Here is a 12520-nt window from a genome sequence, read left to right as displayed (position 1 = left end):
AAATCTTGCCATTCAACACGAAAAAAACAAAAAACCACGGGGCCTTAAGCCCCGTGGTTAAACAATTTGTTGCCGTTGATTAATGGGCGTTGGATGTCACCTGACGCCCTGCCGCACAGTCCCAGATAATCGCCAGAACCAGCGCTACAACGGAAGGCATCAGCCAGGCCAGGCCCTGCTCGGACAGCGGCAGACGCTGTGTCCAGGCTGGCAGGATTTCTGCAAATGCTGATGCTTTGATCCCGTCAAGGATACCAAAAATCAGGCTGATAAACATGGCTGGCGCAATAATTCGCGTGGAGTTATGCCACCACGGACGGGTGAAGCTCAGCACTACCAGCACGATACATGGCGGATAGATCGCCGTCAGCACCGGAATTGAGACCTGAATCAGGTGGCTCAGACCGAGGTTTGACACCGCCATGGAGAAGATGCCGAGGATAAACACCAGCGTGCGGTAAGAAAGCGGCAGATACTGAGCGAAGAACTCCGCGCAGGCGCAGGTCAGACCCACCGCCGTCACCAGACAGGCCAGGAAAATCAGCGCCGCCAGCAGCATGCTGCCTGCACCACCAAAGGTGTGCTGCACGTAAGCATGCAGGATCGCCGCGCCGTTTGCGCTCTGATCGACCAGCGTTGCGCTATCTGAACCCAGGCGGAACAGCGCCAGATACAGCAGCGTCAGGCCGACACCGGCCATCAGGCCAGCCCAGATGGTGTAGCGAGTCAGCAGACGCGCTTCGGTCACCCCGCGGGAACGCGCGGCGTTAACGATAACGATACCAAACACCATCGCGCCAAGCGTATCCATCGTCAGATAGCCGTTCACGAAACCGTTTGAGAACGCCGCGTTCTGGTAGGCGTCCATCGCGGAGCTGATGGGCCCCGCAGGCCAGACGATGGCCGCAACCGCCAGCACAATCAGCGCCACAATTTTCAGCGGTGCCAGGAAGTTACCCACAGTATCCAGCAGTTTGCCCGGATAGAGAGAAACCAGAATCACGATGGCGAAGTAAATGAGGCTGTAAATAAACAGCGGCATCGCGCCGTCACCGGTCAGCGGGGCAATACCCACTTCAAAGGAGACGGTCGCCGTACGCGGGGTTGCGAACAGCGGGCCAACAGCCAGATAGCAGACGGTTGCCAGCAGAACGCCAGCCACTTTGCCAATCGGGGTGCTGAGGCTATCCACACCGCCACCGACTTTCGCCAGCGCGATAACGGTCAGTACCGGCAGGCCCACGGCAGTAAGCAGGAAGCCAAACGCAGCCGTCCAGACGTGTTCACCCGCCTGTAAGCCAACCATTGGAGGAAAAATGATGTTACCTGCGCCAACGAACAGCGCAAATGTCATAAAGCCCAGCGCGATAATGTCACGCGATTTCAAGTGATGGGTCATAAAACCTTACTGCCTGTGGATGTGGTGTTGAATACGTTGAGATTTTCGCCATCCCTGACGGGACGATACAGCGGAAAATTTGCTCAATTTCAGCGGGATATGCTCCCGTCCAGGCGTGGCGAAGAATAGTTTTTCGATTTACCACGCAAATACAGTCGGTCTGACAGTATATGGGGGGCAATTTAAACGCTTATAACGTTTAAAGGCAAGAAGGGATCGTAAAACCAGAACAATATGCCAGCATGGAAATTCAGACCAAAATAATATGCCATGTATAAGAAAAACTCATGGCTAATCATGCGAACAAAAAAGCACCAGCCGTATAATATTCACTCGCGTTTCGCTTGACTGCAAAGCAAACGGGCCAGCAATCGCTGGCCCGTGGAAAGGTAGCCTGACACACACGCTGTCAGGCACTTTTTTTGGCAATTAATCGTTCCGGGATCACGAAGCTAAAGCGCGTGCCCTTACCCAGGGTGCTTTCGATATTGAGCCGGCTTTCGTGGTGGCTGACGGCATGCTTCACAATTGCCAGCCCCAGTCCGCTCCCGCCGGTCTGCCGCGAGCGCGCCTTATCCACCCGGTAGAACCGTTCGGTGAGACGCGGGAGGTGTTCAGGCCCAATCCCCGGCCCGTTGTCCTCGACGCTAAACTCAGCCCCTGCCGGAGTATGCTGCCACCGCACCGCGATATGCGTCCCTGTCGGGGTATGATTCACGGCGTTATAGACCAGGTTTGAGATAGCGCTTCGCAGCTCATCTTCACTGCCGAGCACTTTCAGCGTGTTATCAACATCAAAACTCAGGGTGTGTTGATTATGGCTCAGCGTTTGGGCTTCGCGCTCCACCACTCGCAGCATCATCGGCACATCAATGATGTCGTTTAGCGCCAGCGACGGGGCAGCCTCAATTTTTGAAAGCGTTAGTAGCTGTTTGACCAGCCCTTCCATGCGGAACGTCTGTTCCCGCATGGTATGCAGCGCTTTCTCACGCGGCGCCCCCTCAAGCGTTTGCTCCTGCATCATCTCCAGATAGCCCTGAAGCACCGTCAACGGCGTACGCAGCTCGTGGCTGACGTTGGCAAAGAAGTTACGTCTTGCGCCCTCAAGCTGATGCATCTGGGTGACATCCCGCGCCACCATCAGCCACTGCCGATCGCTGTAGGGCATCACGCGAATTTCAAGATGGCGACCGTTATTGAGCTTCAGATTGTGCGGACGACTAAAATCACGCGTTTTCAGATACAGCGTGAACTCGGGATAGCGCAGAAGGTTGAGGATGTTCTGACCGTTATCATCCGGCCAGCGCAGGCCCAGCAGCTGCTGTGCGAGGCCATTGCACCAGAAGATGGTCCCTTCTTCCGTCGTCAGGATCACTGCGTCCGGCAGCGACTCCGCGCCGCTGCGAAAGCGTTTTATCAGGCTTCCCAGCTCACGACGGCGCTTTTTATTACGCATCTGCATCTGGTGCAGGCCGTAGAGTAGCGGTTCCCAGCTCCCGCTTCCCGGCGGGGGTGTCATACTTCTGTCGACCCACAGCCACCAGGAAAGACGCAGTAAATTCCAGAAATGCCAGACGAGCAACCCCGTCACGGCCACCAGTAAAAACCACGGCAGATAGCCAAAAATAGCCCCCAGAATGAGGGCCGGAATACAGCATAAGATCAGTTCAAAGACGAGCCTTTTCCATGACAGACGTTCCAGCACGCGTCACACTCCTGTCATTGTTCAGAAACGGGTCGAGAAGCGATAACCCGTGCCGCGGACCGTCTGTACCATGCGATCGTGGCCGCTCAGTTCCAGTGCTTTACGCAGGCGGCGAATATGGACGTCAACCGTTCGGTCTTCGACATAGACGTTAGTTCCCCAGACGTTATTCAGCAACTGTTCGCGGCTGTAAACGCGCTCCGGGTGGGTCATAAAGAAGTGCAGGAGTTTAAATTCGGTGGGGCCCATATCGAGGGGATTTTCACCGGTCATGACCCGGTGTGAGGTAGGATCCAGGCTCAGGCCCTGCATCTCAATCACCTCTTCCACCGCCATCGGTGAAATACGGCGCATCACGGCTTTGATACGCGCCACCAGCTCTTTCGGGGAGAACGGTTTGGTGATGTAATCGTCCGCGCCGGTTTCCAGACCGCGCACGCGATCCTCTTCCTCACCGCGCGCCGTCAGCATCACCACCGGGATATCGCGGGTCATCGCCTCGCGTTTGATATGCTTGATAAACTGCAATCCGGAACCGCCAGGCAGCATCCAGTCCAGCAGGATCAGATCGGGCCAGGGTTCATTCAGCTGGTTCACCGCGCTGTCATAATCTTCCGCTTCAACCGGCTGGAAGCCATTTTGTTCAAGCACGAAGCACACCATTTCACGGATCGGAGCTTCATCTTCTACGACCAGAATACGTCTCGCCATACTTTGCCCTGTCTTATCGTATTTAAGTTACAAGTCTGTAATGCGGCGTCATTATGCGTCAGATTTATGACAGATTTATGAAAAACATTACCACGATAAATAGCAAACTGTTGTTTTATTACAGCGGTTATTTTCCGTTCCCCGAACGTTTATAATCCTGCTTTCTTATTATTGCCACGGATCTCTTATGCGCATACTTCACACCTCAGACTGGCACCTGGGTCAAAATTTTTACAGCAAAAGCCGCGCCGCGGAACATGAAGCGTTCCTGAACTGGCTGCTGGAGACGGCTCAGGCTCACGAGGTGGACGCAATTATTGTGGCGGGCGACATTTTTGATACCGGATCGCCGCCGAGCTATGCGCGTGAGCTGTACAACCGTTTTGTGGTCAACCTCCAGCAAACCGGTTGTCACCTGGTGATTGTCGCCGGAAACCATGACTCGGTCGCGACGCTGAATGAATCCCGCGATATTCTGGCGTTCCTCAATACCACCGTGGTGGCCAGCGCCGGACACGCGCCGCAGATCCTGAAAAAACGTGACGGCACGCCGGGCGCAGTGCTATGCCCAATTCCGTTTTTACGCCCGCGCGATATCGTGCAAAGCCAGGCAGGCCTGTCCGGGAGCGAAAAACAGCAGCATCTGTTGCAGGCCATCACCCGCTATTATCACCAGCAGCATACGGAAGCCTGCGCCCTGCGCGGCGAACAGGCCATTCCGATCGTTGCCACCGGGCACCTCACCACCGTCGGGGCCAGTAAGAGTGATGCGGTGCGCGAGATTTATATCGGTACGCTGGACGCGTTTCCAGCGCAAAACTTTCCTCCCGCCGACTACATTGCCCTCGGGCATATTCACCGGGCCCAGATCGTCGGCGGCTGCGAGCATATTCGCTACTGCGGCTCGCCCATTTCCCTCAGTTTTGACGAAACGGGCAAAGCCAAATCCGTGCATCTGGTGAGCTTCACCGAAGGCAAACTTAGCGCCGTTGAGACGCTTGAGGTGCCGGTCACCCAGCCGCTGGCAGTGCTGAAAGGCGATCTGGCCGCCATTACCGCTCAGCTTGAGCAGTGGCGCGGCGCAGTGCTTAATCCCCCCGTCTGGCTCGATATCGAAATCACCACCGATGACTACCTGTACGATATGCAGCGTAAAATTCAGACGCTGACGGAAGACCTTCCCGTGGAGGTGCTGCTGGTACGTCGCAGCCGCGAGCAGCGCGAGAAAATTCTGCTGAACGCCCAGCGTGAAACGCTTAGCGAACTTCGGGTTGAAGAGGTGTTCGCGCGGCGGCTTGCGCATGAAGAAGTGGACGAGGCCAGGCGCACCAGGCTTAACGAGCTGTTTGCCCATACCTTGCATTCCCTCAATGACGAGGACGAAAACGCATGAAAATTCTGAGCCTGCGTCTGAAAAATCTGAATTCGCTAAAGGGTGAGTGGAAAATCGATTTCACCGCGGAGCCTTTCGCCAGCAATGGGCTGTTTGCCATCACCGGCGCAACCGGCGCGGGTAAAACCACGCTGCTGGATGCCATCTGCCTGGCGCTTTACCACGAAACACCGCGTCTTAATAAGGTCTCTCAGGCACAAAACGACCTGATGACGCGCGATACCGCCGAATGCCTGGCTGAAGTGGAATTTGAGGTCAAAGGCGTTGCTTATCGCGCTTTCTGGAGCCAGAACCGCGCCCGCAACCAGCCAGACGGGAACTTACAGGCACCGCGCGTTGAGCTGGCCCGCTGCGAAGACGGCAAAATTCTGGCCGATAAAGTCACGGATAAGCTGGAACAAACCGCCGCACTCACCGGGCTGGACTATGGTCGCTTTACCCGCTCGATGTTGCTCTCACAGGGGCAGTTTGCCGCCTTCCTGAATGCTAAACCGAGCGATCGCGCAGAGCTGCTGGAAGAACTGACCGGCACGGAAATTTACGGCCAGATTTCCGCCATGGTTTTTGAAAAACACAAAGCGGCACGCTACGCGCTGGAGATGTGCGAAGCGCAGGCCGCAGGCGTTGTGCTGCTGAGCGAGGAACAGCAGCAGCACTTGCAGCAAAGTTTGCAGGCACTTACTGATGAAGAAAAAATCCTGCTGGCACAGCAGCAGAGCCAACAGAAAGATTTTCAGTGGCTTACGCGTAACGACGAGCTGATACGTGAGCAGCAACGCGCAGCCGCTTCGCAGCAGCAGGCGCAACAGGCTCTGACGGACGCCGCGCCGCAACTGGCGAAGCTCCAGCTGGCACAGCCCGCCGCCCAGCTACGTCCGCTGTGGGAGTATCAGCAGGAGCAGACCACCCGCCTGGCGCAGACAACAGCGCGAATTGTTGAAGTAAATACTCGCTTACTCGACAGAGCGGCGCAGCGCTCGCGTATTCGCAACGGTGCGCTGCGCAACCGTGAACAGTTGCAGACAGAACACACGGTACTGACGCAGTGGCTAACCGAACACGATCGTTTCCGTCAGTGGGGGCAGGAAATTGCCGGCTGGCGGGCGCATTTTACGCAACTGAGTCGCGATAAAAATCAGCTTGTGGCCCAGTCAGCGCGTATGGCTGAGCTTCGTCAGAAACTGGCTGAGATGCCGGAGAGTACGCTGACGCTGACGGCTGAGGATCTCGCGACGGCAATGGAGCAACAGGCACAATCGCGGGCGCTCCGCCAGCGTCTGACTGCGCTTCACGCTCGCTATCAGCCGCTGCAAAAACGGCTGCGCCATAATGCGGAAAGCGTGCAAAAAGCGCAGGCTGAGCAGGCTAAGCTCAATGAAACGCTGATCCTGCGGCGTCAGCAGTTCAAAGAGAAAAATCAGCACTATGCCGACCTGAAAGCGCTCTGTGAGCGTGAGGCGACAATCAAGGATCTTGAGAACTATCGTGCACAGCTCGAAGCGGGTAAACCTTGCCCGCTCTGCGGTTCAAGCGAACATCCGGCAGTTGTGCAGTATCAGGCGCTTGAACTGACCGACAATCAGCGCCGCCGCGACGCGCTGGAGAAAGAGGTTGCCGCGCTAAAAGAGGAAGGATTGCTGGTGCTCGGGCAGGTGAATGCGCTCACCCAACAGATCCAGCGCGAGACAGAGGAAGTACAGGCCCTCTCTCAGGAAGAGCAAGCACTCACTAAAGAGTGGCTGGAGGTCTGCGCCTCCCTGAACATAGCGCTGAATATTCAGGATGATATTGCCCCCTGGATGAGTGAACAGGAGCAGTATGAACGCCAGCTGTATCAGCTTAGCCAGCGTCTGACGCTGCAAAACCAGCTCAATGAACAGGAAGATCAGGCGCGCCAGTACCAGCAGCAGCTGACGGCGACGCGTCAGGCGCTGGCGGCCTCGTTACAATCGCTGTCGCTTAGCGTGCCCGATGAAGGGGCCGAAAGCGCCTGGCTGAGCGCACGCGAAGCTGAATATACCCGCTGGCAGGAAAAACAGGCCCAGCACGGTACGATTCAGGAAGGTATTAACGCCCTGATGCCCATTCTGGAGACGCTGCCGGATTCTGATGACGCAGAAGCCGACGCGGTTATCCCTGAGAACTGGCGCGGCATCCATGACGAATGCGTGTCGCTACAAAGCCAGTTCACCACCCTACAACAGCAGGAGACGCTTGAGCGTGAACGGCTTCAGCAGTCGCAGGCTCAGTTCAGCGCCGCGCTGACCGCAAGCTGCTTTGCCAGTCAGGAGGCTTTTCTCTCCGCCCTGCTGGATGAAGCGTCGATCCGCCAGCTTGAACAACAAAAGCAGACGCTGGAGAACCAGCTCCAGCAGGCCACGGCGCTCTCCGTACAGGCAAACCAGCAGCTTCAGGCGCATCAGGCACAGCGCCCGGAGGGGCTGGAAACCGACGCCGCAACCCTTCAGGCGCAGTTACACCAGCTGGCGCAACAGCTTCGTGAAAACACCACGCGTCAGGGGGAGATCCGCCAGCAGCTCAAACAGGACGCCGATAACCGTCTGCACCAGCAGGCGCTTATGCAGCAGATTGAGGAGGCGGCGCGTCAGGCTGACGACTGGGGCTATCTCAATGCGCTGATAGGCTCCAGCACCGGCGATAAATTCCGTAAATTCGCCCAGGGGCTGACGCTGGATAATCTGGTGTGGCTTGCCAACCAGCAGCTCAACCGTCTGCATGGCCGCTATCTGCTTCAGCGTAAAGCCAGCGACGCGCTGGAGCTGGAGGTGGTTGATACCTGGCAGGCCGATGCGGTACGCGATACCCGTACCCTGTCCGGCGGGGAAAGTTTCCTCGTCAGTCTGGCGCTGGCTTTAGCGCTTTCCGATCTGGTCAGTCACAAAACGCGCATTGACTCGCTTTTCCTGGATGAAGGGTTCGGCACGCTCGACAGCGAAACGCTGGACACCGCGCTGGATGCGCTCGACGCGCTGAACGCCACCGGGAAAACCATTGGCGTGATCAGCCACGTAGAGGCAATGAAAGAACGTATTCCGGTGCAGATCAAAGTGAAGAAGATAAACGGGCTGGGGTATAGCAGGCTGGACAGGGAGTTTGCGGTGCAGTAAATGGGGGATGTTGCCCTCACCCTGGCCCTCTCTCTGTGGGAGAGGGTACAAACATCAAAAACGGCAACGCAAGTTGCCGTTTTGCGTTTATTCCGGCCAGAGCCACGCCGCGCCGCGCACACCGCTGGAATCTCCATGGACGGCTTTGCGGATCGGCGTTTCGCATTCGCCCCCAAATACCCACTGTTTCACCAGCGTTGGCACCGTCGCGTACAGCCGGTCAACGTTGCTCATGCCGCCGCCCAGCACAATCACGTCCGGATCGAGGATATTGATCACATGCGCCAGTGATTTAGCCAACCGCATTTCGTAGCGGCTGAGCGCCAGTTCAGCCACCGGATCCTGCTCCTCAACCAGACGCATAATCTCGTTGCCTTTCAGCGGCTGGCCGCTCAGACGATGATAATCGGTGGCAAACCCCGTGCCGGAAATAAAGGTCTCAATACAGCCCTGCTTGCCACAGTAGCACGGCACCTCGGCACGGTATTTGAGTTCATCTTCGTCCATCCACGGTAACGGGTTGTGCCCCCACTCACCCGCGGTGCCGTTGCCGCCAATATGCGAGCGCCCACCGAAGGCCACGCCCGCCCCGCAGCCGGTACCGATAATGACCGCAAATACGGTCTGCGCGCCAGCCGCTGCGCCATCTACGGCCTCAGAGACCGCCAGGCAGTTAGCGTCATTTGCCAGACGCACTTCCCGGTTCAGACGCTGGCTTAAGTCTTTATCAAGGGGCTGACCGTTGAGCCAGGTAGAGTTGGCATTTTTCACCACGCCGGTATACGGCGAAATGGAGCCGGGGATCCCCATCCCGACCGTGCCCGTCTCGCCCGTTGCCTGCTCTGCCATATCGACCAGACGGGCAATCGTCTCTATGGTCTGGTGATAATCATCGCGCGGCGTAGGCAGACGGTGGCGAAACAGTTGCTCCCCCTGCTCGCTCAACGCAATAACTTCTGTTTTGGTGCCGCCCAAATCAATCCCAATACGCACAAGACACTCCTCATTATTTTGATTATCAACAGAGTAGAAGCCCACTTCCCGATTAGCAATGCAAGCGATGCGACAATTCGTTATCATGCCCGCTGATTTAACGACAAGGCCGTGGAAATTATCATGCTGTGGTTCAAAAATTTGATGGTTTACCGTCTCAGCCGCGACGTTTCGCTGCGTGCAGAAGAGATGGAAAAACAGTTAGCCGCTTACTCCTTTACCCCTTGCGGTAGCCAGGATATGGCAAAAACCGGCTGGGTTCCGCCAATGGGTTCTCAAAGCGATGCGCTGACCCACGCCAGCAGCACGGGGCAAATCATCGTTTGCGCCCGCAAAGAAGAGAAGATCCTGCCGACGCCTGTGGTGAAGCAGGCGCTCGAAGCGAAGATCTTCAAGCTGGAAGCTGAACAGGGCCGTAAGCTTAAAAAAACCGAAAAAGATTCACTGAAGGATGAAGTGCTGCACTCGCTGCTGCCGCGCGCCTTTAGCCGCTTTAGCCAGACCATGATGTGGATCGACACCGTGAACGGGCTGATCATGGTCGACTGCGCCAGCGCCAAAAAAGCGGAAGATACGCTGGCGCTGCTGCGTAAGAGCCTTGGCTCATTACCGGTGGTACCGCTGGCACTGGAGACGCCGATTGAGCTGACCCTGACTGAGTGGGTGCGCAGCGGGACTGCCGCGCAGGGCTTCCAGATCCTTGATGAAGCAGAGCTGAAAGCGCTGCTGGAAGATGGCGGCGTGATCCGCGCGAAGAAACAGGATCTGGTGAGCGACGAGATCGCCGTGCACATTGAAGCGGGCAAAGTGGTGACTAAACTGGCACTCGACTGGCAGCAGCGCATTCAGTTTGTGATGTGTGATGACGGCTCCGTGAAGCGCCTTAAATTCTGCGATGAACTGCGCGATCAGAACGAAGATATCGACCGCGAAGATTATGCTCAGCGCTTTGACGCAGACTTTATCCTGATGACCGGCGAGCTGGCGGCGCTGATCCAGAACCTGGTGGAAGGTCTCGGCGGCGAAGCGCAGCGTTGACAGGCAAAACGTAGGCCGGGTAAGCGAATGCGCCACCCGGCATGCTTTTATTTCAGATAGCGGCACAGATAAGAGGTTGGCTCTGCAACCTGCAAATGGAACTCGCTGTGGCCCGGCACGTTGAACACCTGCCCGGCACTATAGACTTTCCACTCCGTTTCACCCGGCAGCAGGACGTTCAGCGCACCACTGACCACCGTCATCTCTTCCGCTTCTGCGGTGCCAAAGGTGTATTCCCCTTCCGCCATGACGCCGACACTGGCGCGGCCAGTGCTGCTGCTGGTAAAACCAATGGATTTCACTTTACCGGAAAAGTATTCGTTACTTTGAAGCATGAACTGGCCCTTATATTTATAGAGAAAAATCCACTATAGGGGCCATGCTCATGACCTGTCACGCAAAATCATTACACCAGCAATTCTGACGCCAGACGCGCCATCAGGACGTTAGAGAGCAGCACCGGAACATCCAGCGCCTTTTGCAGTAAATCACGATGCCGTTGATGGAAGCCCAGGCAGTCGAGCATCAGGACATCCGCCCCTCTGTCGATCAACTCCTGCCCGGCCGCAATTAGCTTCGCTTCGCTGTCCCAGAACGGGTTAGCCAGCGCGTACAGCGGGGTGTGCTCCAGCGCGGCCCACTTCACCGTCTGGTTATCCAGCAGTTCTTCTACGGGAACGATAACGCCCACCTGATGACCATCAACAATTGACGCCACCAGCGGGGGGATAATCCGCATCGGTTCGAGCAGAATGGCATTACGCGCGCTGAGTCCTTTAACGGGTGCTGTGCTCATCAGCAAAATGACGTCATAGTCCTGATTGTCGAGCACTTCGATCACACCCTGTAGCGCGCGCTCAATTTTCTGGCGTGACACGTGCGCCAGTTTACCGTCACTGAGTAACGTTGCCAGGGGATCTTCCCCCTCCCCGACTGCGTAGTCTTCCATGACCTCTTCCCGACTCAGCTTCCCTAACAGACTGAGATGCGTAATTTGTTGTTCAGAGACATGCTCGGTTAAGAGCGGTAATACTTCGCTTACAGGGACCACACCAATCGTGAGGATCGCCAACGTCGCCTTCATTTTGATCGCCTTCCGTTACTACCACTACTGCCACACAGGTACAGGCTCACTACGCTGCACTGTTCATTTATTCAACAAAACAGCACCAAGCGTAGCAGGGGATCTCTACACCGTAATGTAAAGATCGACTGGCCTTTCCAAATCTACCTGTAATAACTAAATATTAACTGCTGCTTAACATCAGCGATAAGTTAAAAGTGTGATTCAGGCACGGTTGTAACGAATTCGGATTCTTGTCAGGACTTCTCGGGATCCTCATAGCGCCGTTTCGCATCCAGCGCTTCCTGTTCGGTTTCATGTTCGCTGATCAGCGAATCAGGTTTAGGGTGATCGGCACGCAGCTGGTACCAGGTTACGGTCCGATCGCTATTACCTTTTTCAACGGTAACGATGCGGGCTTCACGTGGATAGGGAGGTCTGGTTGGCATAGCTCATCCTTTTTTTATGTCTGAGCTATGAGTATAGACGGCTGTCAGCTGGCGCAAGCCAAACGCAGGGCGGTAATAATCTGAATCGCAACTTTCTCGGGTGACGCTGACGCATCCACAACGTGGTGTGCCGCCTCGCGGTACAGTGCATCGCGTTCGGCGAGGACCTCGCTGACCTCTTCACTCAGCGGTTTCGCGGTCAGCGCCGGGCGCTGCCCTTCTTCCGGAAACGCCTCCAGCCGCCCCACCAGCGTAGAAACCGGTGCACAGAGGTAGATTACGACACCCTTTTCGCGCATAAACTGGCGGTTATACGGCGCCAGAATAATGCCTCCACCGGTCGCAATCACGGTTGACGGCGCGGTCACCGCTTCCAGCGTGGCCGTTTCGCGCGCACGAAAGCTCTCCCACCCCTCATTCTCCACGATATCGGCGATGGTCTTACCGGCATTCTCCTGGAGCCAGTGGTCAGTATCGATAAACTGACTCTGGCACAGACGCGCCAGCTCCAGACCAACGGTGGTTTTCCCACAGCCGCGAGGGCCAACTAAAAAGATGGGTGGGTTCATAACCAGGTGTTCCCCTTGCTGCCGGATAACTGAAGGCTGTAAAGAAATGATTGCAGAAGATGTTGCGCTAAC

General features: G+C 56.3%; 11 protein-coding genes. 3 read left to right on the top strand and 8 right to left on the bottom strand.

The features are described 5' to 3' along the window. Positions 1-79 precede the first annotated feature (79 nt). From brnQ to phoB, 3 genes are all read right to left on the bottom strand, one after another. Complete coding sequence (gene brnQ / locus ACQG0S_RS04740; protein ID WP_426750073.1) at positions 80-1399, bottom strand: branched-chain amino acid transporter carrier protein BrnQ; 1320 nt, start codon at positions 1397-1399, stop codon at positions 80-82. 409 nt (positions 1400-1808) lie between these two features. Further along, a complete protein-coding gene (phoR, locus tag ACQG0S_RS04735) occupies positions 1809-3104 on the bottom strand; it encodes a phosphate regulon sensor histidine kinase PhoR (protein WP_023299433.1) in 1296 nt (431 codons plus the stop codon). Positions 3105-3125: 21 nt separating this feature from the next. Then, positions 3126-3815: a phosphate response regulator transcription factor PhoB gene (gene phoB / locus ACQG0S_RS04730; protein WP_003859122.1), complete on the bottom strand. Its 690-nt coding sequence runs from the start codon at positions 3813-3815 to the stop codon at positions 3126-3128. 187 nt (positions 3816-4002) lie between these two features. Here phoB and sbcD point away from each other — a divergent pair, with 187 nt between their 5' ends. After that, a complete protein-coding gene (gene sbcD, locus ACQG0S_RS04725; protein WP_038415466.1) occupies positions 4003-5208 on the top strand; it encodes an exonuclease subunit SbcD in 1206 nt (401 codons plus the stop codon). After that, complete coding sequence (gene sbcC / locus ACQG0S_RS04720) at positions 5205-8336, top strand: exonuclease subunit SbcC (protein WP_048966051.1); 3132 nt, start codon at positions 5205-5207, stop codon at positions 8334-8336. Before sbcD ends, sbcC begins: the two co-directional genes overlap by 4 nt. Before the next feature lie 87 nt (positions 8337-8423). Here the strand turns inward: sbcC and mak are convergent, their stop codons facing one another. Then, entirely contained in the window at positions 8424-9329 is a 906-nt protein-coding gene (gene mak, locus ACQG0S_RS04715) for a fructokinase (RefSeq protein WP_048966050.1), read from the bottom strand. Between the two features lie 123 nt (positions 9330-9452). On the opposite strand from mak, the gene rdgC reads away from it, so the two are divergent. Beyond that, the gene (gene rdgC, locus ACQG0S_RS04710) at positions 9453-10367 is read left to right on the top strand and encodes a recombination-associated protein RdgC (protein ID WP_006809928.1); all 915 of its coding nucleotides are present in this window, start codon (positions 9453-9455) and stop codon (positions 10365-10367) included. Between the two features lie 47 nt (positions 10368-10414). Here the strand turns inward: rdgC and ppnP are convergent, their stop codons facing one another. The 4 genes from ppnP to aroL all read right to left on the bottom strand — a co-directional run bounded on the left by ppnP (position 10415) and on the right by aroL (position 12448). Further along, positions 10415-10702 carry a pyrimidine/purine nucleoside phosphorylase gene (gene ppnP / locus ACQG0S_RS04705; RefSeq protein ID WP_003859131.1) on the bottom strand — a complete coding sequence of 96 codons (288 nt, stop codon included), beginning with the start codon at positions 10700-10702 and terminating at the stop codon, positions 10415-10417. Between the two features lie 71 nt (positions 10703-10773). Then, positions 10774-11451, bottom strand: a complete 678-nt coding sequence (locus ACQG0S_RS04700; RefSeq protein ID WP_003859133.1) for an AroM family protein — start codon at positions 11449-11451, stop codon at positions 10774-10776. A 236-nt stretch (positions 11452-11687) separates the two neighbouring features. Next, positions 11688-11879: a protein YaiA gene (yaiA, locus tag ACQG0S_RS04695; protein WP_023299429.1), complete on the bottom strand. Its 192-nt coding sequence runs from the start codon at positions 11877-11879 to the stop codon at positions 11688-11690. Between the two features lie 44 nt (positions 11880-11923). After that, complete coding sequence (gene aroL / locus ACQG0S_RS04690) at positions 11924-12448, bottom strand: shikimate kinase AroL (RefSeq protein WP_023299428.1); 525 nt, start codon at positions 12446-12448, stop codon at positions 11924-11926. Between the last annotated feature and the right edge of the window lie 72 nt (positions 12449-12520).

This window comes from Enterobacter cloacae complex sp. 418I7, from assembly GCF_050030705.1.
Lineage (GTDB): Bacteria > Pseudomonadota > Gammaproteobacteria > Enterobacterales > Enterobacteriaceae > Enterobacter > Enterobacter intestinihominis.
The sequence above is the reverse complement of the archived record's forward strand: the minus strand, read 5'-3'. Positions and strand labels throughout refer to the sequence as shown.